The organism is Microcoleus sp. K1-B1, assembly GCF_036704705.1.
Taxonomy (GTDB): Bacteria; Cyanobacteriota; Cyanobacteriia; order Cyanobacteriales; family Microcoleaceae; genus Microcoleus.
The window spans coordinates 1-24,694 of record NZ_JAUBSH010000101.1 but is presented as its reverse complement, the minus strand read 5'-3'; the positions used below and the strand labels follow the sequence as shown (position 1 = coordinate 24,694).

General features: G+C 43.9%; 18 protein-coding genes. 8 read left to right on the top strand and 10 right to left on the bottom strand.

All coding sequences use genetic code 11. The annotated features are described in order from the left end of the window. Positions 1-99 precede the first annotated feature (99 nt). On the bottom strand, positions 100-714 hold the full coding sequence (locus QUA83_RS25505) for a calcium-binding protein (protein WP_333296715.1): 615 nt from the start codon (positions 712-714) through the stop codon (positions 100-102). A gap of 301 nt (positions 715-1,015) precedes the next feature. Beyond that, positions 1,016-1,921 (bottom strand): calcium-binding protein, encoded by a 906-nt coding sequence (locus tag QUA83_RS25500; RefSeq protein WP_333296714.1) that lies wholly within the window; start codon positions 1,919-1,921, stop codon positions 1,016-1,018. A gap of 302 nt (positions 1,922-2,223) precedes the next feature. Between QUA83_RS25500 and eno the strand changes: the two genes are divergently transcribed. Continuing rightward, entirely contained in the window at positions 2,224-3,504 is a 1,281-nt protein-coding gene (gene eno, locus QUA83_RS25495; RefSeq protein ID WP_445301814.1) for a phosphopyruvate hydratase, read from the top strand. 212 nt (positions 3,505-3,716) lie between these two features. Here the strand turns inward: eno and argC are convergent, their stop codons facing one another. Beyond that, positions 3,717-4,775 (bottom strand): N-acetyl-gamma-glutamyl-phosphate reductase, encoded by a 1,059-nt coding sequence (gene argC / locus QUA83_RS25490; protein WP_333296713.1) that lies wholly within the window; start codon positions 4,773-4,775, stop codon positions 3,717-3,719. Positions 4,776-5,271: 496 nt separating this feature from the next. Here argC and QUA83_RS25485 point away from each other — a divergent pair, with 496 nt between their 5' ends. Further along, positions 5,272-6,288 carry a sulfate/molybdate ABC transporter ATP-binding protein gene (locus tag QUA83_RS25485; RefSeq protein ID WP_333057474.1) on the top strand — a complete coding sequence of 339 codons (1,017 nt, stop codon included), beginning with the start codon at positions 5,272-5,274 and terminating at the stop codon, positions 6,286-6,288. Between the two features lie 161 nt (positions 6,289-6,449). Here QUA83_RS25485 and QUA83_RS25480 read toward each other — a convergent pair whose 3' ends face one another. From QUA83_RS25480 to QUA83_RS25460, 5 genes are all read right to left on the bottom strand, one after another. Further along, a complete protein-coding gene (locus QUA83_RS25480; RefSeq protein WP_333079325.1) occupies positions 6,450-6,791 on the bottom strand; it encodes a low temperature-induced protein in 342 nt (113 codons plus the stop codon). Positions 6,792-7,237: 446 nt separating this feature from the next. After that, positions 7,238-8,029, bottom strand: a complete 792-nt coding sequence (hisF, locus tag QUA83_RS25475; RefSeq protein ID WP_333296712.1) for an imidazole glycerol phosphate synthase subunit HisF — start codon at positions 8,027-8,029, stop codon at positions 7,238-7,240. Between the two features lie 562 nt (positions 8,030-8,591). After that, the gene (locus tag QUA83_RS25470; protein ID WP_333296711.1) at positions 8,592-9,824 is read right to left on the bottom strand and encodes a response regulator; all 1,233 of its coding nucleotides are present in this window, start codon (positions 9,822-9,824) and stop codon (positions 8,592-8,594) included. A gap of 49 nt (positions 9,825-9,873) precedes the next feature. Then, positions 9,874-12,720 (bottom strand): ATP-binding protein, encoded by a 2,847-nt coding sequence (locus tag QUA83_RS25465; RefSeq protein ID WP_333296710.1) that lies wholly within the window; start codon positions 12,718-12,720, stop codon positions 9,874-9,876. Between the two features lie 180 nt (positions 12,721-12,900). Beyond that, complete coding sequence (locus QUA83_RS25460) at positions 12,901-15,888, bottom strand: amino acid adenylation domain-containing protein (RefSeq protein WP_333296709.1); 2,988 nt, start codon at positions 15,886-15,888, stop codon at positions 12,901-12,903. 327 nt (positions 15,889-16,215) lie between these two features. On the opposite strand from QUA83_RS25460, the gene QUA83_RS25455 reads away from it, so the two are divergent. The 6 genes from QUA83_RS25455 to nadB all read left to right on the top strand — a co-directional run bounded on the left by QUA83_RS25455 (position 16,216) and on the right by nadB (position 21,355). Then, the gene (locus tag QUA83_RS25455) at positions 16,216-16,494 is read left to right on the top strand and encodes a hypothetical protein (protein WP_333296708.1); all 279 of its coding nucleotides are present in this window, start codon (positions 16,216-16,218) and stop codon (positions 16,492-16,494) included. A gap of 205 nt (positions 16,495-16,699) precedes the next feature. Then, positions 16,700-16,825, top strand: coding sequence for a hypothetical protein (locus tag QUA83_RS25450; RefSeq protein WP_333296707.1), 126 nt, complete (start codon positions 16,700-16,702; stop codon positions 16,823-16,825). Between the two features lie 24 nt (positions 16,826-16,849). Then, a complete protein-coding gene (locus QUA83_RS30660) occupies positions 16,850-17,134 on the top strand; it encodes a zinc ribbon domain-containing protein (RefSeq protein WP_445301813.1) in 285 nt (94 codons plus the stop codon). Between the two features lie 607 nt (positions 17,135-17,741). Next, the gene (locus QUA83_RS25445; RefSeq protein WP_333296706.1) at positions 17,742-18,701 is read left to right on the top strand and encodes an adenylate/guanylate cyclase domain-containing protein; all 960 of its coding nucleotides are present in this window, start codon (positions 17,742-17,744) and stop codon (positions 18,699-18,701) included. 252 nt (positions 18,702-18,953) lie between these two features. Beyond that, a complete protein-coding gene (gene psbU, locus QUA83_RS25440) occupies positions 18,954-19,388 on the top strand; it encodes a photosystem II complex extrinsic protein PsbU (protein WP_006635850.1) in 435 nt (144 codons plus the stop codon). 314 nt (positions 19,389-19,702) lie between these two features. Continuing rightward, entirely contained in the window at positions 19,703-21,355 is a 1,653-nt protein-coding gene (gene nadB, locus QUA83_RS25435; protein WP_333296705.1) for an L-aspartate oxidase, read from the top strand. A 21-nt stretch (positions 21,356-21,376) separates the two neighbouring features. On the opposite strand, the gene QUA83_RS25430 is transcribed toward nadB, so the two are convergent. Beyond that, the gene (locus tag QUA83_RS25430) at positions 21,377-21,637 is read right to left on the bottom strand and encodes a hypothetical protein (protein ID WP_333296703.1); all 261 of its coding nucleotides are present in this window, start codon (positions 21,635-21,637) and stop codon (positions 21,377-21,379) included. 584 nt (positions 21,638-22,221) lie between these two features. Continuing rightward, entirely contained in the window at positions 22,222-24,357 is a 2,136-nt protein-coding gene (locus QUA83_RS25425; RefSeq protein ID WP_333296701.1) for a CHASE2 domain-containing protein, read from the bottom strand. Positions 24,358-24,694 lie beyond the last annotated feature (337 nt).

Sequence of the window (24,694 nt, the reverse complement as noted above, 5' to 3'; positions counted from 1 at the left end):
TCTTGATGTACTCCACAGTACCGTTTAAAGTCTGCAGGGTTCAACTTTTGTAATTGTTCGTAATTCATCTTATTAATTTAATTTTTTATTTTATTTTACCTAGAACGAGCGCACTTTCGCAAGAGGTCTATTAAAATCCGGCTCTGTCGAACCAATTTCCCCCGAAGTTGCTCCCACTTCTCTGCGGAGGACAAATAAATCTGCACCTTCACTTCCCCAAAGTTTGTCAATTCCCGCATCACCAATCAGAGTATCGTTGCCGCTGTTTCCTACTAAATTGTCATTTCCTTGACCGCCTCTAACAAAGTCATTTGCCGTTCCTCCGTAGGCGTAGTCAATGCCTTGATTGCCGCTGAGAATGTCGCTGCCGCATTCTCCGTAAAGTTTGTCAAAATCTTGACCGCCGCGAATAGTATCGCTGCCACAACCTCCGATTAAAGTATCTGTGCCGCTGTTACCGTTCATCAGTTCGGCACCACCTGAACCTCTGACAAAATCGTTGCCAGCTAAGGCCCGCAAACCTCCGGGAGTATTCCGCAGAATTCCATTTGCTAATTGAAATGCGTCGTCATTGGGAGTTAAGTCAAAAAAATTGGGGTCGCTGGCTGGATTTGGCAATGGCTCTGTGAGTAAGTTGATGTTTGGGGGATCAGCAATAATTAAGTCTGAATTTTCAGCTAAGGCTCTAATTTCTCCGATATGGGTTTCTAACATTCTAATTTTCTCCTGCTTTGATTGACGTTGTTGACATTCTGATTTAAACAAATGTTCCAATTAAGATATATGCGGCAATCTGGGGTTAAAACAATCAAACTGGGATATGATGTGGCGGATTTTTGGCAATTTTAAATATTGTTTAATTTATGTCAGGAATCGGGAGGCAGAGCCTCGCTGATATGTCTTCCCAGGCAGAGCCTGGGAACGAGGATTGAGAGCCTTGTTGTTGTCGGATGGGCGTTTCGTTCCGCCCCTCCGTGCTATGCAGATTAGCCTTGCCCACCAATTGGTAATTATCCTAGAGCGCCCCCTCCGATACAGATATAAACTGAAGTTGATCCGGCGAAACATCCTTCACCAAACCCAAGATATTGCCTGTGCTAGCTTCCCGAATCACCGTCGCCTTAGTATTTAAAATTCTAAAATCAGCCGTTCGAGGAATTCCCGGAGGAAAAGGCCCGCTGCTGTCATAATCTCTGGCATCACCAATTGTTAAAAACCTTTCGCTCAAAACAATATCATCTCGCGTCAATCCTCCCGTCAATCCAATTACATCACCTTCAGCCGGATTGTAATCGAGAATAAAATCGGCAGGCACTTCATCTACATCAAAATTGCCACTAGGAGGCGGTTGAAGCGAACCAATTTCCCCCGAATTCGCTCCCAATTCTGTGCGGAGCACAAACAAATCTGCGCCTTCACTTCCCCAAAGTCTATCAATTCCAGCATCACCGATTAGAGTATCATTTCCACTATCTCCTACTAAAGCATCATTCCCTTTACCGCCGCGAAGAAAGTCATTTGCCGTGCCTCCATAAACGTAGTCATCACCTTGATCTCCGCTGACAAAATCGCTGCCACATTCTCCATAAAGAATGTCAAAATCTTGGCCACCGCGAATAGTATCGTTGCCACAACCTCCGATTAAAGTATCTGTGCCGCTGTTACCGTTCATCAGTTCCGCACCACCGGAACCTCTGACAAAATCGTTACCAGCTAAGGCCCGCAAACCTCCGGGAGTATTCCGCAGAATTCCGTTTGCTAATTGAACTGCGTCGTCATTGGGAGTTAAGTCAAAAAAGTTGGGGTCGCTGGCTGGATTTGGCAATGGCCCTGTGAGTAATTTGATGTTTGGGGGATCAGCAATAATTGGGTCTGAATTTTCAGCTAATGCTCTAATTTCTCCGAGATTTGTTTCTAACATCCTAAGTTTCTCCTTTTTCGATTGACTTTGTTGACATTCTGATTTTAACAAAGGTTTGAATTAAGAAATCTGCGGGAATCTGGGGTTAAAACAATCAAATTATGGTCAAAATTGCCGGCGATCCTTATTCAACAAGCATAGGTTATTGACACCAATCTGCTCATCCAAATCCGCAAATATTTTGAACTGTGTACCAATAATTCTGGGGATCGCGTAATCTATTACCCGTCAGCAGTCAGCGTGGGAAAACCCAGAGACTGCTAATTGTCATGAAACCTTGAGTTAAGTCGGGAATAATTAATATGCTAGACACTGCGATCGAATCTATTCAAGCCAGAGAAATCCTCGACTCCCGTGGCCGCCCTACCATTGAAGCTGAAGTTTACCTAGCCAACGGCGTTGTGGGGCTCGCCCAAGTCCCCAGCGGTGCCTCTACAGGCTCTTTTGAAGCCCACGAACTCCGCGACGACGACAAAAGCCGTTATGGTGGCAAAGGAGTCCTAAAAGCCGTCGCTAACGTCGAACACAAAATTGCCCCCGCTTTGGCTAATCTAGATGCGATCGACCAAGCGCTGGTAGACAAAACCATGATTGACTTGGACGGTTCCCCCAACAAATCCAACCTCGGCGCAAATGCCATTCTCGGAGTCTCCTTAGCCACAGCAAAGGCGGCCGCCGAGACTTTAGGACTCCCCCTTTACCGCTACTTGGGTGGGCCCTTAGCGAACGTTTTACCAGTACCACTGATGAACGTGATCAACGGGGGATCTCACGCTAACAATAATGTGGACATTCAAGAATTTATGATTGTCCCTGTGGGTGCGCCCTCTTTTAAAGAAGCTTTACGCTGGGGTGCAGAGGTATTTGAATCCTTGAGTAAAGTCTTAAAAGCTGAGGGTTTGCTGACTGGTGTTGGTGATGAAGGTGGTTTTGCGCCTAATCTTAAATCCAATCAAGCAGCTTTAGATTTGTTGATTGCAGCTATTGAAAAAGCTGGCTACAAACCGGGTGAACAAGTTGCTTTAGCTTTGGATGTTGCTGCTAGCGAATTTTACAAAGATGGGCAGTACACTTACGACGGTGTGGCTCATTCCCCGGCAGAATTAATCGATTATTTGGATGGTTTGGTGAGTCAATATCCCATTGTTTCCATTGAAGATGGTTTGCATGAAGACGATTGGGACAGTTGGGTAGCGCTGACGCAGAAAATGGGCAGCAAAGTTCAATTGGTGGGTGACGATTTGTTTGTTACTAATCGCACGCGGCTGCAAAAAGGAATTGATTTGAAAGCTAGCAATTCGATTTTGATTAAGCTGAATCAAATTGGTTCTTTGACGGAGACTTTGGATACGATCGACCTCGGCAAACGGAACAGCTATCGAGCCGTCATCAGCCACCGTTCCGGTGAAACTGAAGATACCACAATTGCCGATTTAGCGGTAGCGACTCGCGCCGGCCAAATCAAGACTGGTTCTTTGTGTCGCAGCGAACGAGTTGCCAAATATAACCGTTTGTTACGGATTGAAGACCAATTGGGCGATCGGGCAATTTATGCTGGGTCGATCGGTTACGGGCCTAAGTAACACTTGGTAATCGGGCATGGGGCATCGGGCATCGGGAATGGGGCATCGGGAATTGGGCATCGGGCATCGGCAATTTACATCCTGTAGGGGCGGGTTTTACCAGAAATAATTGCCTAAAACCAACAATCTCGTAAACCCGCCCCCACCCATTACCAATTACCAATTACCAATTGCCCATGCCCCATGCCCCATGCCCCATGCCCAATTCTCAATTAAGGATAGAAAGCCAATTGTGGCAAACCCAAAGTTTCTTCCCAACCCATCATCAAGTTCATGCACTGGATGCCTTGACCGGCTTGTCCCTTAATTAAATTGTCGATCGCCGATAGCACAATCACCCTGTCAGTACGCGGATCGACTTCCACACCGATGTAACACAGATTTGTTCCGCAAGCCCATTTTGTTTGCGGATAAACTCCAGCCGGTAACACTTTTACCCAAGGAGAATTGCGGTAAAAAGCGCTGAAAATTGTGATTAAATCTTCCCGCACCAAACCCGGATCACGCAAAGTTGCGTACACAGTCGCCAGAATTCCCCGCACCATCGGAATTAGGTGAGGAGTAAACTGAACTTTAATATCGTGTCCCGCTAAATCGCTGCAAATTTGCTCGATTTCTGGCGTGTGGCGGTGGCGGCCAACGCCGTAAGCGCCCAGAGAACCCTCTGCTTCAGCCAACAAGAGATTAACTTCGGCTTTGCGGCCCCCTCCCGAAGCACCGGATTTGGCATCGATAATAGCTGTTTCTGGCACAATCAGGCCTTGTTTGAGCAAAGGTGCCAGGGCTAATAAACTAGCAGTGACGTAGCAGCCGGCACAGCCTACTAACTGAGCGTCTTTAATTCGATCGCGGTACAATTCTGGCAAACCGTAAACAGCCGTTGCAGCCAGTTCAGAGTCCGATCGCTCGCCGCCGTACCAAGCTTTGTAAGTATCCAGATTTTCAAATCTGTAGTCAGCCGACAAATCCAAGACTTTGCAGCCTTTTTCGAGCAGCGTCGGTGCCATTTTGCAAGCTAAACCGTTCGGCAGCGACAGAAACACAACTTCGCATTTTGCCGCTATTTTGTCTAGGTCGATCGCCTCGACTGTCAAATCAATACAGTTAGTCAAATGCGGATAAAGGCTGGAAAAAGGTTTTCCCGCACTGCTATCCCCGCCCAAATAGACTACTTCAGCCTCTGGGTGATCCGCCAGCAGTCGCACAAGTTGCACGCCGCCGTACCCTGAAGCGCCGATAATTCCTACAGGCACACGTCCAACATCTCCCATTTTCCTTTATCCCCTCAGCCGTTGAAGTCAAAAACGCTTGAACTTTTGCTGCATTGTAGTACCAAACGTCAACTTTGGTGGCAAAGAATTGTGTTGTTTTGTTGTGGAGGTGCATTTTTGTTGATTTTCGGCTGTTTGACACCGCCCAAAACCTATACAAAGCCCTGGAGGGCCCAAAATTTTAGACCAAAGTTCCATCTTCCAGATTCCAAGCTGCAAGTAAATCTAAAATCTAAAATCTAAAATCTAAAATCGACTGACCGATCGCCAAAACCCTAAAATTAACAAACTGATGTGCGATCGTGCTATAAAAAAACTAACCTTAACCCATCCACAAACCGGAGATTAACATTTTTCGCTCTTGCCTCTTGCCTCTTGCTTCCTGTATCCTGCGTCTTCCCTCTTCCCTCTTCCCTCTTCCCTCTTCCCTCTTCCTTCTTCCTTCTTCCCTCTTCCCTCTTCCCTCTTCCCTCTTCCTTCTTCCTTCTTCCTACCTATGGGCATCGTTGTAGAAAACGTATCAAAACAGTTTGGCAGTTTCCAAGCACTCGATCGAGTCAGCTTAGAAATTGAATCGGGTTCCTTAGTCGCATTGCTGGGCCCGTCTGGTTCCGGCAAGTCTACACTGCTGCGACTGATTGCGGGTTTAGAAATGCCCGACTCCGGCAAAATCTGGCTGACAGGCCAAGATGCAACCAATACTAGCGTCCAAGACCGCAAAATTGGGTTCGTGTTTCAGCACTACGCGCTATTCAAGCACATGACAGTGCGAAAAAACATCGCTTTCGGGCTGCAAATTCAGAAAACACCACCCGCGAAAGTCAAATCGCGGGTAGAAGAATTGTTGAATTTAGTGCAATTGGCAGGATTGGGCGATAGATACCCGTCGCAACTTTCAGGGGGCCAGCGGCAGCGGGTGGCCCTCGCCAGAGCATTGGCTGTGGAACCGAAAGTGTTACTGCTAGACGAACCTTTTGGAGCTCTTGATGCCAAAGTTCGCAAAGACTTGCGTGCTTGGTTGCGGCGACTGCACGACGAAGTTCACGTTACCACAGTCTTTGTGACGCACGATCAAGAAGAAGCGATGGAAGTTGCCGATCGAATTACAGTCATGAATAAAGGTAAAATCGAACAAGTCGGCACACCCGCAGAAATTTACGACCATCCCGCTAGTGCTTTCGTAATGAGTTTTATCGGTCCAGTCAATGTCTTGCCCAGCAGTTCAAGAATGTTTCAAGACAACGGCTTTGACTCAGCCAACCCAGAGATTTTCTTGCGCCCTCACGACGTAGTAATTGAAACTACAGAAAATAGTGCAACAGTGCCTGCCAGAATCAGTCGCTTGATTCATTTGGGATGGGAAATTCAGGTAGAATTAACCTTAGATGACGGTCAAGTAGTAAACGCTAATTTGACTAGAGAAAGATTCGATAGCTTGAACTTGCAGCCCCAGCAAAGAGTGTTCGTAAAGCCGAAAGATGCCAAGTCATTTCCACTTTTTTATTCCATCTAAGACCAATTCTGAAAACTAAAGCTAAATTTAGATTGGATACTGCCTATCCAAGAATGTGGCGCGGTGCGGTGGTTCTACAAAAAAAAATCTAGGGACACGGCATCGCGCCGTGTCCCTAATCTTTTATACTGACAACTGTCCGCTGACTACTGCGCGCTGAGTTAGTCTTTAATTTTGCTGACAGCTTTTTTGACTTGTTGCTCAAAGGATGTAGCTTCTGTATTGGAAGGATTTTTCATTTTTTCAATGTCAGCGTCTCCCTGAACTTCGTTGGGCCCTTTGCTGGCTTTTTCTTGAGTTTCTTCCAAGGACATTGGTTTTTTCAGTACAGCTTCTTGAGATTCTTTTTCAATTCCTAAAAGTTGGTCTTCACCTTTGGTGGGGCTGCTAGTAACTGCAAAAGCCGGGAAAGCATTAGAAACAAACATCAAAGCACAAAAACAAACAGCTATTAAAGTGCGGACTAAACGCTTGGCAGGGAAGTTAAAGCTGATAAAAGACATACAAAATTTCTCCGTTTTTAGAAGTTTTGATCGCTAAGATTGTTAACAGGCTGAAGCTCACTCAAATTCTGCACAATCTTTAACTCAAGTTTGAGAAAAGCAACTTTTGCTCTCTTTCAAATTAAGCTAATATATAATATTTAGCTGAAAAAGCGGGTATTTGAAATCCTTCTCAGGGAATATTTCTAGATGACTGGCGTCGATCGCCCCAAGACATTTATGTAGAAGGCACTTGTGTAGAATCAAAAAAATTCTCTATAAGTGCCTTCGGATGCGCCTCACATAGCGGTATGAATGTCAGTAACTGGTTTTATCGTGGGGTGGGGGCGGGTTTATTTAGCCTGTTTGCACTATGATTTGCACTATGAGAGGACGATCGAGTGAACCCGCAGAGCGGTTTGTTGAAAATGTTGCAAGATATTAAGATGCCCCCGACTATCCACTAACTAATGACTAATAACTAATGGCTGCTGCTGTCGCACGGGAACTTGACATTTTGCTAGATAAGTTTTAATTTCTCCTACACTGAGTTGCCCGTAATGCAGCAGGGAAGCCAGCAGTGCAGCTTCTGCTTTGCCCTCAGTCACGGCTTCGTAGATGTGGTGACAGTTGCCGGCGCCGCCGGAAGCGATGACGGGAATTTCGACCATTTCGGCAATGCTTCGAGTTAATTCCAAATCGTAACCGGCTTGAGTGCCATCCGAGTCCATGCTTGTCACCAGAATTTCGCCCGCGCCGCGCTGTTCGGCTTCTTTTGCCCAGGCGATCGCATCTTTGCCGGTATTTTCTCGCCCTCCGCGCACGTACACGTCCCAACCAGGATTATCTGCGTCTTGCCGTTTGCGAGCGTCGATCGCCACTACAATGCACTGATTACCAAATCGATCGCTCGCTTTGTCAATTAAACTCGGATCGCGCACCGCCGCCGAATTAATACTCACCTTATCAGCGCCCGCCCTCAACAAGCTTTTAATTGTGTCTAAGGATTGGATGCCGCCGCCCACCGTCAAAGGGATAAATACTCGATCGGCCGTTCGGTACACCACATCGATCATAATATTCCGGTCTTCGTGAGTCGCCGTAATGTCCAGAAACACCAACTCGTCAGCACCCGCATCATTGTAAACCTGAGCCATTTCTACCGGATCGCCAGCATCCTTAAGATTGACAAAATTGACACCTTTGACCACGCGACCGGCTTTCACATCCAGACAAGGTAAAATTCTTTTCGCCAACATACAATTCTTTTCCAATTTAACTTACTCGGCGGGAAGTGCCCCGCTATAACTGTACTCATCTTAGCGGTGGAATGAAAGCCAGGGTTGTTTTTTGCTGTCCTCCTTGTGGTCTTCACTCCTAGCTGGAGAACGAGTTGGACAGGCCAGAAATAACCAATCTCTCAGCTATCACAAGACGGTAACAATCAATAAAATTAGTTTTAAAAATTTGATAAATTATCATAAATTTCGCAACGATTGCCACAACCAAGCCGTCAAAAGCGAGATCTATGGCATTTAGCACCTACTCTAGCATAGAGGATTTTTACTCTTAGTGGTTCCCTACACTCCTCACCAACAGTTAATCTCAGAACAACAGACCTGAATCAGTCTGATTCGGGCCCTGCTAGAAAATTATTAAAATTATTCAAAACCTTTCTGCGGGAATGGACTTTGACACGCCACAGCTTCTTGCTGTTTTGCCCGATTTCTTAAAAATAGGTGATGCTCATAAGAATGGCGGGATGTCAAGTACGCACTCTTCTAAAAATTGTTTATTACAGTGCAGTTATGATCACTGGTTTTACTTTGGGAGTATCACTTCTGCAGGCAGTATAATAGTAAAAGTAGAACCCTTACCAACCTCGCTTTCAACCAACGTATCTCCACCCATAATCCGAGACAAATTTCTAGTAATTGCTAACCCTAATCCAGTACCCCCATACTGTCGTGTAGTTGAAGCATCAGCCTGGGTGAATGGTTGAAACAGTTTTTCCATTCGTTCTGGAGCTATGCCAACGCCAGTATCACTTATCTTAAATAAAATATAGGGAATGGCTGATTTCTGTTCTTCTCCCTCCGCTATTGCAGATTTTCTATATTTTTTTTCTACCTTAATAGTAATTTGACCTTTTTTGGTAAATTTGCTGGCGTTACTAAGCAGATTAAATAAGCTCTGACGTACCTTAGTTAAGTCTGTTTTCATATCTCCCAAATTGTCTTCACAGTGAACTACCAATATATTAGCATTCTTCTCCACCAGGGGCTTAATCATCATGATGACTTCCCTAATTAAATCTGAGATATCAACAGTTTCTAAGTAAAGTTCAACCTTCCCAGATTCAATTTTGGACAAGTCAAGAATATCGTTAATTAGTCCAAGTAAATGTGTGCCTGCACCGTTAATTTTTTTCAGATCAGGGATAAAAAATTTTTGATCTAAATCTTCGGCTTCTTCTTGCAACATTTCGCTATAGCCAATAATCGCATTGAGAGGGGTGCGGAGTTCATGGCTCATGTTAGCGAGAAACTGGCTTTTGGCAATGTTGGCTGCTTCGGCGGCTTCTTTGGCTGCTAATAATTCCAGAGTCCGTAATTCAACTTTTTCTTCTAGTAGTTGCTTTTGTTGTTCTAGTTTTTTAGTTAGATTATATAATTTTAAATGAATTCTAATTCTCGCTAAAACTTCTTCACTTTGGAAAGGCTTAGAAATATAATCGACTGCTCCTACAGATAATCCATTGACTTTATTATGGGAATCAGATAAAGCACTTAAAAAAATTATTGGAATTTCGCAAGTTAAGGGATTAGCTTTCAATCGTCGGCAAGTCTCAAAGCCATCAATACCGGGCGGCATCATTATATCTAATAAAATTAGTTCTGGCGGATGATATTCTACTTGTTCAATCGCAGTTTCACCATCAATAGCAACGGAAACTTGATAACCAACGTCTGTCAATATGTGGGCTAGAAGTTCTAGGTTATTGGGATTATCATCTACAATCAAAATAGATTGATTGTCTGAGTTTTCAGTCATACATAATTTACTGGGTACGGGATACATAAATTTACAAAAGTTTTGGGGGCTAGGGAGTATTTAGGAATTGCTCTATGTAAGTTCGCACCTGTTTAAGCTTAAAAGCTTTAGCAAATTCGCGCATATTTTGAATAAAAGGGATAAACTCCTTGTCTATCAGTTCAATCCTCGTCAACTCTTGTAGTAAATCGTTAATCAATCCCTTACGACTAAGATTATACAAGATTAGCAAGTCATCCTGCGAAGGTGGCACAATCTCAACCACTTGTTTTGTCAATTCTCTTGTGCTTTGCGGTTGTAATTTATCTTCATATATCCATTCTAATTTCAGGAGAGATTTGATCGTATTTAACAGGCTATCAGCTTCGATAGGTTTGGGCAAAAATTCATTAGCTCCAATCTCTATACTTTTTTGGAGATCAGACTCGAATACACTGGCTGAAGACACGATAACTGATAAATTAGCCGATGATGCTAATTTTCGCAAACTTTTAACCATTTCATAGCCATCCATAATCGGCATAACAATATCTGTAATAACCAGATTTGGCTGAACCTCAGCAATTTTATCCAGTCCTTCTTGACCATTTTCAGCCTCAAAAAGTATAAAGCCAATAGGGCTGAGTAAATTGACAATAACAGAACGGTTTTCCCAATGGTCATCTACTACTAGAACTTTTGGCTTATCGCCCTTGAAACCAATAATAACACCCTGCTCAGAAGTTTTAGATTTTTTTGCCCATTCCTTAGCTTCGGGTAAATCTATCTCAAACCAGAAAACACTACCTTTTCCTAATTCACTTTCAACTTCCAAGGTACTGCCCATCATATCAACAATTTTTTTGCTGATAGCTAATCCTAGTCCAGTCCCTTCTGATTGCTTCTTTATACTACCCGACTGCTCAAAGGGCAAAAAGATATTTTTAACATGATCGCTCGATATCCCAATTCCCGTATCTTCAACTTGGAATATAATTCGATACAAAGGTAGTTGCCTGACCTCATCTTCCAAGAGTTTTGAAGTAATTATCAATTTCACACTACCTTGTTCCGTAAACTTAATAGCATTGCCTAATAAGTTAATCAATACCTGTCGCAATCGTTTTTCATCCGCAAAAATCCCAACTGGGAGTTGACCTTCGATGGTATAGATAAAATCAATTCCCTTTTGATCTGCCCTGATCCGACAAATTTCAACGACTGCTTGCAGAAAAGCGGGAAAATGAAAATCTGTCGCATATATTTCCATTTTCTGGGCCTCGATTTTAGAAAAATCAAGGATATCGTTAATCAGAGTCAGTAGGTGGGAGCCACATTGGTTAATAATATTAATTCCTTTTTGATCGGACTCAACTATGTGTTTTGATCGCTGGAGAATTTGGGCATATCCTAAGATACCATTGAGAGGTGTCCGTAGTTCGTGGCTCATATTAGCTAGAAACTCGCTCTTAGCACGGTTAGCAGTATCGGCAACTTCTTTCGCGTGTTTAAGCTCTACAGTTCTGTCTTCAACTCGCAGTTCCAATTCCTCATTAGTTTTCGCAAGCGCGGCAAAAGATTCGCGGACTTGCTGAGCCATTTTGTTAAATAAATATCCCAAACGACCCAATTCATTTTGGCGGTTTACATTAACTTGAACATCAAGATTGCCAGCAGCAATACTCTCTGTTGCAGCCATTAATTTATTGAGGGGTGTAGAAATTTCTCGCCCTAAAATTAAGAACACAATAATAATTTCAATCAGTAATGCACTTAGCCCTAGCACTAGAATCATGCGAGCAGTAGCTAAGGCTTCTTGGGTCAGCAGAGATTTGGGGAAAACTGTGACCAAGTACCAGTTTGGCTCATCAATTTTAGTAACACCCAAGTATTCATCATAGTCAGGATTGTCAATAATCATATTTTTCTGTTTATGAGTAGTGACTAATTCATAAATTCGCCGCAGATGAGCATCTCCTGATTGGGCGATAGAGAATTGTCCATTTCCCTTTTGAATACTTTGCATAAGTTCTGGGTGAGCTACTAGCCGCCCATCGGCTCGAAAAATCATGTTGTATGTGCCTTTGAGTCCTTCATTAATAGTCCGTTTCTGCAAATCCTCTATTAAAATATCATGCCCGATTGTAGCAATATGCTTGCCATCCACATCTAATGGTGTCACACAGGATGCCATCCAAGCTACAGCTACTTGGTCGTAATATATGCCTGTCCAGACTGTTTTGCGTTCTGGATCGTAGATAGGGCGGGTAATTTGGAATGACTCATCATCTGTGACGCGGAACGATTCACTAGAAGGTGCTTTTAGCGACCAGGGATACTGGTGCATATACATGATCATACCATTCTCAGGAATTTGCGTATAGGTGTTAGCAAAGCGATTGCGCCATGCTGGGCCATAAGCATTTATTGTTTTATATAAAGCAACTATTCGTCGCTGCATCTCAGTATCAACATTAACATTTTTACCGAGGAACAATCCCCCAGTCTTGTCGATTTGAAATAGTTCAGGGCGATTGCGAATTGAGCCATCTGGATATTTGACAAAGTTTTGATCGAATTCAGCTTTTGGGTCGCGATCAGCTTCTGCTTTTAGTTGCTCTAATAAAGCTTGTTTAAGCAACTTATGGTTATCTTCAGCTAAGGTAAATATTGCTCTTTCGCGTTTAGAGCGTAATTCCATGTATTGCTCTAACTGCGTGAGTGAATTAGCAGTAATCCGTGAGATTATTTGGAAATAGCTAATAGCGGTGGATGCGATAACAACCATCCCCATGCCAAAAGCTATCTTCAAGAGTGTTTGTTTGGTCAGGGATTCTTGGGAGCGATTTTTTTTGTTACGAGTTTGGGAGATGATAGAGTCAGATGATTTTAAGGTGGAAAACAAATTTATTTTCATTTTTTTTAGTAAAGTTAAATCAAACTCTGTTAACCGACTATTTTCTTTGTTATTCTCTAATAATTTTCAATTAATACTGAGCTTTTTGTAGTAATTGCCCTGTATTTTACCCCATGAATGGGGTACGCACTGCTCACTACTATACAATATTTACATCCATCATTATTTAGTTTTACTATATCACAGAAAACCTTGACGATGAAAATAGGATAAATAAGCATTTAATACGGACTCATTAATGGGAGGACAGAGAATATCAGTACCGACCAGTCCATCCTGAGTGTTGCGGTCGTCAAACTTTTGATAGACAAAAGATGTTGTCTCGATAAAAGTTTTTTGGCTATGAGATATTTTTTTGACAAATAGAGAAGCCATCGGAGTTAAAGCATTGTCTGGAGACATATTGAGTAGTTTTGCCTGCCACTGCGGGTAAGGAATAGAAGGGAGGGCATAACCAAGGGTGTTAAGATTCAAGATAAGTTCGTTCATCGGTAATACATGGGGGCTTAAGACATGAAATGTCTTGTTAAGAGACTCTGGTTGATGCGATAAATACCGAATCACCTGAACTATATAATCCACAGGAGCGAGACTCATCTTGATATCTAATTCAGGGCCATACCCTAATTGAATCAAGCCCTTGATTATCAAACAAATCGTATTACTGAGTTGAAAAGCACCTGTTTTGCTATGACCTGTCACCATTCCCAAGCGATAGATGGAAACTGGTAAACCGCGATCGCGGGCAGCCATAACTAATTTTTCAGCCACCCATTTACTTTGAGCATAACCATCGGAATATCCTTCAGCACTAAGTAAATGATCTGTTTCGGCAATTACTTTCATACCATCATAGTTCGACGCTTGAAAGACATCCAGAGTAGAAATATAGTGGACAGGTGTAATTTTAGTCATGGTGGCTAGACGCAATATCTCCTTTGTCCCGCCCACATTGGCATCCCGTAACGCAGTGTAGGGATAAACCAAATTGACATAAGCACCACAGTGATAAATCACATCAACGACATCTGCTAATTCACTAAAATTTGGTGTCGATAGTCCCAAGAAGGGCTTTGATAAATCTCCAATTATGGGGATAATTCTCCTACTAAATTCTTCTTCCCAAATTTCGTAATTTTGCAGAGTGCTACACAGTCGAGAGGTTGCGGATTCCAAATTATCAGCACGAACTAAACAATAAATAGTCGCTTGGGGATTATGCAGCAACAATTCATGCAATAGAAAAGCACCAACAAAACCCGTTGCCCCTGTCAAGAAAATGTGCTTCGGTCTGAATCTAGTAATTGTCAATGGGTGAATAGTTTCATCTAAGACTGCATCAGCCGATAAGTCAGCAATATTTGTTTCAAAAATCGCCGTAGATCCCGAAGACTGCACAGCCTCAATTACTTCACCTAATCCAGCAATTGTCGGAGATTTGAAGAGGCAATCTAAAGACAATTCTACTGGGAAAGCTTGCGATACTCGATTTAGTAATAAGGCGGCGCGTAATGAATTTCCGCCTGACTCAAAAAAGTTGTGATGGATGCCAATTTGCACTCCTAAAACAGAGGCCCAAATTTCAACCAATTGTTTCTCTATTTCCGTGCGTGGAGCAACAAATTTTTCAACATTATCAAGAGTTGGGGCCGGTAGTGCTTGCCGATCTATTTTACAATTAGGTGTTAATGGCAAAGCCTCCATAAAGACCACAATCGCAGGAATCATGTACTCAGGCAATTTTTCTTTGAGCATTGCTCGAAAGGCTGCTGAACTCTGCTTTAATTCTGGTGAATTCAACACCACATAAGCAACTAAGTAATCGTGTTCATGAGCATTATCACTAACAACAACTACCACATCCTTCACCGCAGGATTATCGAAGCAGGCTGCTTCAACATCTTTTAATTCAATTCGGTGTCCCTGAATTTTGACTTGGTAATCACTGCGCCCAATAATCGCAATATTACCGTCTGGAAGATAACGAGCTAAGTCACCTGTCTTATAAAGACGACCGCCCGGTTCATTGTTAAAAGTATCCTCAATAAACCTTTCCTGATTTATCTCTGCACGGTTAAGATAACCTCTTGCTATTCCCATACCACCAATGTAAATCTCTCCCTCAGATCCGTCAGTAACAAGCTCAAGATTATCATTGTGAGAATGGCGTGGATACTTGAACAGATAGATTTGAGTATTTAAAATAGGGCGACCAATTGGTATAGTTTCCTCACCTGCTTCTACTTGATGAATGGTTGACCAAATAGTTGTCTCAGTCGGCCCGTACATATTCCAAAGGGAGGAACTTCGCTCTAGCAATTGATTAGCTAAGTGTCGATTGAGAGGTTCTCCTCCACAAAGAATTTTTAAATTGCGATCGCCTTGCCAATTAACGGCTAATAGCATTTTCCATGTTGCAGGGGTTGCCTGCATGACTGTAGCGCCCGATTCAGTGATGGTTTTAGATAACTTCATTGGATCGATGGCGACTGCGCGACTAACAATCACAACGCGAGCACCAACTATTAACGGTAAGAAAAGTTCTAAAACAGCAATATCAAAAGATATCGTAGTGACTGCTAGTAGTACATCTTGTTCTGTCAATCCTGGTTCTGCTTTCATCGAGAGAAGAAGATTGACTACAGCAGCATGAATAATTTGCACGCCTTTTGGTTTACCAGTTGAACCAGATGTATATATTGTATAGGCTAAATTATCTGGCGTGACTTCGCTATCTAAATTATCTGGGCTGAATTGCTCAATTTCTTGCCAATCTGAGTCTAAACATACCACTCGCATACCATTTCTTTTAGGTAGGGAGCTGAGAAGATGGGTTTGGGTAATTAGTATCGGAAGCTGGGAGTCTTCCAACATAAAAGCTAACCGGTCTTCGGGATAAGTTGGGTCAAGAGGGACGTAAGCACTACCGGCTTTTAAGACTCCCAGAAGTCCGATTAACATATTCAGCGATCGATCAACGCATACTCCAATAAGCGTCTCTGAATTAACCCCTAAGCTTTTCAGATAATGTGATAATTGATTGGCTTTATTATTTAATTCTTGATAAGTTATTTTCTCGGCTTTAAAAATAGCAGCAACAGTATTGGGTGTTTGCCTTACTTGGAATTCTATTAACTTATGAATGCAGAAGTTTTCGGGGGTTCTCATTACAAATCTTGATAAATAAGTTGTTACGAACCTAGCTCACGACGCTCTGTAGGCTTTTAAGCATTGATTAGGTAGCCATTGCTGGTGCTTTACCGTTTTTATTGTGCTTGCAAAGCCAGTCATCAATGACACCAAACTTTTGGTCGTGGTAGAGGCTTACATAATTTACTAGACCTAATTATGTTCATCCGGAATAAAAGGAAAATTTAGGTAAATTTATAATTCCCTTCCGCACACTCAACTGTCACATCGGTTATTTCGAGTTGATGGCGGTAAATTTATCTCCGATTTTTAAGTAAAAATACTGAAAATAATAGTTGGTTTAGAATGATTATTACTCCCAGGAAGAATGACGATGATTACGATCGGACAATGCACAGTAAAAGATATCAGCTCAGAGACGGTTCCCTTAAACCATTGCCTGCTAACTTTTCCAGCTTGCTTGTTACCCCGCTAGCTCAGTTTGGCTTCAGAAAGTGCTATTTACCAGATGCGATCGCCCTGTCACCCAAAACTGCATCAGTTGAGTTCACTAAACCTATGCAGAGCCTTCATCAACTTCTTGAAAGAACGGACATCTTTCCCGAAGTTCTAGTCAACGCATGACAAGCAATCAATTCAGCACCCCAACAAATACAAATTGTTGGTGAGAAATTCCTCATTTTTCCTGGTAATATGGGAATTATTTTTGCTAAAATACACCACAAAATTTCAAACCAAATATAAACCGTAAGCAGCATCAACTCTCTCGCAAACATCAATTTTTAAATCGTCGCCCGAAAACCCGTATAGTGCTATGTCTTACAAAAATATGGCAAACGCTCGTGAGAAATTCCAAGAAAAAATATGTCCCCAATTGGTGCAGGAAAACCAAGTCATATTGGTGGATAATGTGGCAGGTAATAACTTCGTAAAAAATCCTTTAATAGCCAAATAAATTAGCGATTGCGGATGGTCAAAATTGACCCTACAGTTGAAATACAAGGCTGAAAGAGACGGTAAAACTTACCTAGACATTGGTCGGTTTTTTGCACCATCAAGTAAGAGTTTCCACCTAGATCTGAATCTGGGGAGTACCCTGCGGTTAGCAGTGGGTAGCTGGACTTGTTCCAACTGCAAAACAAAGCACGATAGAGATGTGGATTCTGCTATCATTATTGGCGATGAAGGGCTGGGATTATTAGCGTTAGGAACTAGCACTACTGCCGATGGACGGAATTTAAGTCTGATGGTTGCAAGGAAATAGTCGGTACGATCGGCTGTTCCGGTTGAAATTGGCAGCCTACACCATAGGGAGTAGTGGACAGAACTCTGGATCTGGATACCAGCCCACACCCCCTACCCCCCGCCTAGCTCTACCGTGTACAGACAAGTTGCTCGCTGACCCATATTGTAGAAACCCTGTTTCCTAGAATCTTGATTTCTCGTTTTGCCGAATCAATAACTTAAAATTCATGAAAATAAGCTTCCTTTCTGAGATTCATGCGAAACTTGGGTTTCAGGAATGGTGTTGAAAGATTTCGGACTTGTGTGTAAACGCTAGCCCCCTAGCCAAAGAGCCATTTTCCCACTTTTTTCTGGCCCATCAAAATAAATAAAAGTTGTCTCCCCTTCGGGGCAGGCAGTATGATCAGGTACAATCTTGGTAGACAGTCTGTTTTTACTGCCTGCTTTGGTAGATCGAATCATAAATACCTTCGCTCGCTCGATCGAATTTATGGTTCACAAATCCTGCAGGGGCTAGGTGCATCCACGATGGACTAAAAAATCTAAAATCTGAAGTCTCACATCTCAAATCGGTTAATTTTGTGTCGTTTCTAGGACTGTTGTGACGAGTGCAACCCAATCCACATATGGTACTTCGCACAGAAGGCGGCAATCGCTACTTGCCGCTCTCCGGCAGCAATTGCTGGACAGTAGGGCGGAGCGATGACAATAATTTTGTACTGACAGATCGCTGGATTTCCCGTAATCACGCGATGTTACAGCAAATGGAGACAGGAGAGTTCTACCTGATCGACTTGGGCAGCCGCAATGGTTCCTTTGTCAACGGGCGGCGAGTCAGTATTCCTGTCACTCTCAGAAATGGCGATCGGATTATTTTCGGTCAAACCGAATTGGACTTCTACAACCCAACCGCCGGCCACCGGCACGATCCAATACACGAGACAGACTCGGAAGATTTTACGGCGACTTTGACGGTGCGTAGCCTGATTAGCGTCATGGTAATGGACATCCGAGACTTTACAGTTTTGACTAGGCAGCTAGACGAAACCCTCCTCTCGGAAGTTATCGGCAATTGGTTCCGCAAAGCAGGACAGATCATTCGCGAACACGGCAGTTGGGTGGACAAATACATCGGCGATGCCATCATGGCCGTCTGGTTCCACAAAACCAGCGGTGTCAGCAGCGAGGAAATGATGCGGATTTGCCAAGCTTTGAGCGAACTGCACAAGGCAACAGACGAACTCAGCAGCCGTTACCCTCTGCCTTTTCCTTTGCGAGTCGGGGCCGGCATCAATACCGGTTATGCAATGGTGGGAAATTCTGGCAGCAGCGACCGATCGGACTATACTGCCTTGGGAGATACTGTAAACGCAGCATTTCGCCTGGAATCTTGCACCAAGCAACTCGGCAAGGATATCGCTGTGGGAGAAACTACCTACAAATACCTGACGCAATTGGGGGCCCAGGGCGCTTTCGAGCAGCACACCGTTGCTTTGAAGGGTTACGACCATCCCACCGTGACTTACGGCGGTACTTATGCTGATTTGAACGCTTTTCTCAAAAGCAAAGGAAAGAGTTCTCGATAGCTAGAAAATTGGGTGCAGGGCAAAAATTAACCTTTGAAAATGGCAGTCCGAGTTTTTAATTTGGAGTGCCTTTGATAAACTTGCCTGCGATGCTCATAAGTCGGCTAATATCATATAATGCCTGCGTTGTCAATCCCCAAATGTAAAGTTTATAACAGCCCTCTACCTATTGCGGATTTATCTGAAAAACTGCATAAGCAAAATGGTAGTCTCTACATAAATGCTGTGTATGAAATTGGGAGACAAAACTTCATGAAACGATTGGGTCGTCTATTGGCAGTATTGGGCTTAGTGCTGGGCTGCTTTGCATGGGCTGGAGACCAAAGCGCGATCGCGGCGTCATTAAGCCGTATCGTCTTGCCATCATCCTCGCTCCTAGCTGTTGAAGCTCCGGCTAGAACCAATCGCGCCGATGAGAAGCTTGCCACAGAATACGGCAAAAAACTTGATTTGAACAACAGCGCCGTCCGGGACTTTCGGGAATTTCGAGGGTTGTATCCCACTTTAGCTCGACTAATTATTAAGAATGCTCCTTACGAAAATGTTGAGGACGTACTCAATATTTCAGACTTGACGGATGCTCAGAAAAAAGTGCTGCAAGCTAACATGGACAAATTCACCGTAACTGATGTTGAATCAGTCTTTATTGAAGGAGACAACCGGTTGAATAATGGTCTCTACGACTAGGTAGCAGCGGGCCTCATTTGAAGGCAGAAGTCATTGGGCAGAAGGATTCGGCAGAAAGAAAAGATTTTTTTTCTATAGGCTGATGACTTCTGCCTTTAATTTCTCAAGACTTACTTTCAGCCATCATTCAGCAAAAGCCGACCAAAATTCGCTAGATTGAAATAAGCGGGTTCCCCTGATTCATCTAAAATCTAAAATCTAAAATCTAAAATCCCTTGACTGACATTAGTTCAAATTCCCTGATTCATCGGTAGACTCAAATCTAAAATCTAAAATCTAAAATCTAAAATCTAAAATTGACTGGCGGCAGACTTATGACTGACAAATTTGACGTATTGGTAATAGGTGCTGGCGCGGCGGGTTTGTACACAGCACTCTGCCTGCCAGAGCATTTGCACGTGGGCTTGATCAATAAAAATACCCTGCCTGTTTCTGCAAGCGATTGGGCTCAAGGAGGGATTGCCGCAGCGATCGCCCCTGAAGATTCCGCAGCGCTGCACGTTCAAGATACACTGGCAGCAGGAGCCGGTCTTTGCGATTTGGAGGCGGTGAAATTTTTAGTCGAGGAAGCTTCAGCCTGCATTGACTCCCTGGTGAAAATGGGCGTTGCATTCGATCGCACCGGGCCAGATTTAGCCCTCACCCTAGAAGCAGCCCACTCCCGCCGCCGAGTTCTCCACGCCGCCGACACTACGGGCAAAGCCGTTATCAGTACGCTGACAGCAAAAGTATTGAGCCGCAAAAACATTCAACTCGTATCTCCTGCCTTTGCTTTGAGTCTGTGGCTAGACGAAACCGGGCGGTGTCAGGGGATTAGCTCGATTTGCGGCTCACAAGTCAAGTGGCTGCGGGCCAAAGCGGTGGTGCTGGCGACAGGCGGCGGCGGACAGGTTTTTGCTCAAACGACCAATCCGTCGGTAAGTACCGGGGACGGGGTGGCAATTGCGTGGCGCGCCGGGGCCCTGCTGCGAGATTTAGAATTTGTGCAGTTTCACCCGACGGCGCTGAGCACAGCGGGCGCGCCCCGGTTTCTCATTAGCGAAGCGGTGCGTGGAGAAGGAGCTCATTTGGTTGACAGTAAGGGATATCGTTTTGCTTTTGACTCTCACCCCAGCGGGGAACTCGCCCCTAGGGATGTTGTCAGCCGCGCTATTTTCCGCCACTTGCAGAAGACGGGGGAACCTCATGTTTGGCTGGATTTGCGCCCGATTGCGGTCGATAGACTGCGCTACAGGTTTCCGAATATTATTCAAGTGTGCGCTGACTGGGGAATTGATATTTTTTCCGAACCGGTGCCGGTGACGCCCGCGGCCCATTACTGGATGGGAGGAATTGTGGCTGACAAGTTTAACCAAACTTCGATTCCGGGTTTGTACGCGGTGGGAGAAACTGCGAGCACGGGGGTACACGGCGCTAATCGGTTGGCGAGCAATTCGCTGCTGGAATGTCTGGTTTTTGGGGCGCAGATGGGACTTTTGCAGCTAGAAGATGGAAGATCCGAGGCATTCGCCGATCAGTTCGAGGCGGGGGAAATCTGGGAAAAATCGATTTCTGAACAGGACATTGAGGCGATCGAAAGGTTGCGGGTTGAATTGCGGAATTTGGTGTGGCAGAGTGCCGGCATTTGCCGGGGACAGCGGGATTTGGAAAGGGCGATCGTCCAACTTGAAATTTGGCGGCAAGAATTTGCTTCCTTGCCTTTGAGTCAAACGCTTGATAATTTACGACCCGGACAAATTATTGATTTTTCCCCTGCTAAGACGGAGAATAGCTCAATTTTGCGAAATTGGGGAGAAGTTGGGAATTTATTGGATATCGGCTATTTAATTGTCAAAAGTGCTGCGTTTCGCACCGAAAGTCGCGGCGGTCATTACCGAGTGGACTATCCCCTCACCGATCCGGATTGGTGCAGCCATACTTTAATTAACCAATCAAATTGGTACAAATCTCCGCGAATAGAAGATTGAAAATTTATTGAAAATTTGGGGTCAGCGCGTTCCCGTACCGTCACTTTCGGGGCTCCCGTTCGGGGGTGGTTCGTATTGTTGGGGATTTGCCAAGCTAGAGGTTGGTGTAACTGTCCCAACTCTGGGGGTCGATGGCGTCCGGATCTTGCCCGCGCTACGGGCTTTTGTGAAATTGCTAGTTGAGCTGCTGGTAAGTCGAGCCGCATTTGCAGTGCCGACTACATTCACTTGCAGGCAAGCAGCGAGGGTTGCCGTTGTTGTGAGCTGAATCAAAGTACGCATAGTATTCACCGCCTTATTCCAATCACCGCAATAGATCCACGTCTGTACCACCTATTATATCTATCAATTTCCGTATTTCCACTGATATCTTTACATTTACTTTAATTAAGTTTCATAAGTTTACATAAATTTTTTGACATTAAGGCTTTTTGGCGATTTAAATTTGGTTTCAGGTTGTGATTTATTTTAAAATTTTGTAACCTCATTTAGATGAGACGGCAAGTTGCTCTCATAAGTTTTATCTTTTACTAACTCTATCTAATGGCAGATGACAGATTAGAGGGTTTTAATTTACGTAATTTTAGATTTGAGATTTCACTACTTTGGACATTTTTTTGAACGGTTTCAAAAAGGTTAGAGGCCTTGCAGTTTGAGGATCGAGCTATTTTTAAATTAGCTGTTCAGGGGACGCCTGAAATAATATCTCCCTCACGGGTTAATTAAGGTTTGAAGTATAAAAATCACTCAAATTATGTCTGAAATACTTGAGATTTTAGATATAAAAAATGAATAATTACAAATGACTTATCAAGAGCGGGTCGGAACTTTAGCTACAGTTGCATTATGTTTTTAACTGCTCTTAATTAATAAAAGTGATATTGATTTTTCCCCCGCTCCTTACCACGATACATCGCAACATCGGCATTCTTAACTAAAATCTCTGGCTCTTGACCGTCAATGGGATATAAACTAATGCCAATACTTGTAGTTACAGAAACTGTATGTTCTTCTAAAATAAAAGGCTGCATGATGGCGGCGCAAATTTTTTCAGCTACTTTCGCAGCTTCCTCACGGCCTGGAATTGCGGGCAAAATGACTGTGAACTCGTCGCCGCCCAACCGCGAGATAGTATCGCTGCCGCGCAAGCATTTTTTGAGCCGACTGGCAACTGTTTTTAAAAGTAAATCACCCACATTGTGTCCGAGAGTGTCGTTGATTGACTTAAATCCATCTAAATCTAAAAATAGTAAAGCTACCAATTCCTGATTGCTGGAGGCTATTTCTAGAGACCGATGCAAGCATTCGTAAAACATTTGGCGGTTGGGCAAACCTGTAAGGGCATCGTGATAAGCTTGGTGGCTGAGCTCAGCATTTTTTTGTTCTAGGGCATTTGCCCGAAGTTGGCGCTCGGTAATATCTCTGATTGCTCCGACTAAAAATAGGTTGCCTGCAGCATCTTTATGCAGGGATCTTTTAGTCGCAATCAGATGCGTAATTCCGTGAGCGTCTGTAAAATATTCTTCATTTTCTCGCGGCTGGTGAGTTTGAAATACTAATTCGTTTTGCTGCCAAAATATCTCGGCTTCGGCTTGGGGAAATAACTCGTAATCGGTTCGGCAAGTTAAAATTTCTAATGGATAGCCAATAAACCGACAATATGCCTGATTCAAAACTACACAGCGGTGATTTCGATCTTTGACAAAAATGGGGTCGGGAATTGTATCGATTAGCGATTGTAAAAATTCTTTAGACCGTTTTAATTCTTCTTGCAAGTGAGCCAGATAACCCACAACTGCGACACCAGAACCCACGAGACTGAGGATTGGAGGAATTAACGGTAGCCACAAACCTGCTAAGAATGCTAAGTATAAACTGGCACTGAGACCTAGACAGATACTTGATAAACAATAAGCCGATCGACCAAGCGATCGCAAATTCCAGCTCACATTTGCTCCCGCCCAAGACCACAGTAAAATCCACAGCAACTCCACAGCCTCTGGCCAAACATTGATACCCCCGCGCCCGTCGATGGCTGCACTCAAAATTTGGCTCAAGAAATGAGCCTGAAGCTCGACTCCCGGTATTTGCTGGGGAGGACCAAACCAACCGGAACTGTAAGCATTTTGGTAAAAGTCTCTGAGGCTGGGGGCATTTGAGCCGATCAAGACAACGCGTGATCGTACAAAATCAGCAGGTACTGTGCCCGAAAGCACATCGCTTATCGATGCAGTGCGAAAACTGCCTCGCGGGCTGCGTAGGTTGGTCAAAATTTGATACCCGCGGCTGTCCGATCGAACGTAAGCACCGTCATTCGGTTGAAAAGGTCGAAAAACCCCCTTGCCTAACTGCAAGTATTTAGGATTGACTCTTGCTGGTTGAGGGGAAATTCCTTCGCTTTTGAGGTAAAGCAAAGCCAGTCTGAGTGCGAAACTTTGATGAGTTTTGCCGTCTCCGGGCCAAGCATAGAGCAAAGTTCGCCGGACTTTTGAGTCAGCGTCGATAACAACGTTGTTGAAACCGATGCGATCGAGCTTGTCAAGTACCGGAGGCGGGCGAACTCCTAACCTGGTTTCGTCTGGCATCAATTCAATGCCGATTAAGTTGGGAATAGTTTTAAAAGTTTTGAGCAATTCGGCGTTACCCGGTTGAGTTGGCAAATCTCGGTAAATGTCGAGGCCGATCGCCCGCGGCTTGCCCGCGTGCAATTTTTGCAGCAATTGGGCCAAGACAGCATCCGAAATTGGGTAGCCGTATTTTTGCAAGTCAGCTTCCTTAATTTCTACAATCACGATGCGCGAGTCAATGGGTTCGGCCGGCCGCCAGCGCACAAAGTGGTCGAAAGCAGCCCATTCCCACACCTGAAAACATCCGAACCAGCGCATTACAATGACCGTACTAGCAACGGCACTCGCAGTAATCAATACTCGGCGTTCTCGATCGACCCATTTTTTGATAGTTTCTAGCATATTTTGGGGATTTTTGCCTCGCCCTGTGAGCATCTAAACTACTACTACGTATAGGTTTTACATCTCCGGGGCGATCGGCTCAGTCGATTTTAGATTTTAGATTTTAGATTATCCAATTTTTTGGTTTTTGGGTGCAGGCGAGTCGATTTTAGATTTTAGATTTTAGATTTTAGATTATCCAATTTTTTGGTTTTTCAGTGCGATCGGGCTGCAAGAGCAGAAACCGGGTTTCGCAACCAAAATATGTCATTTCAAGAATCATTCTGGAAGTATAAACCCGGTTTCTTGCATTTTTAGGGACATCCAAGAAATAAACTCTTCCAGTCCCCGGAGAGGGTAAACTGAATTAAGTAAGGCTAACGCACAAAAA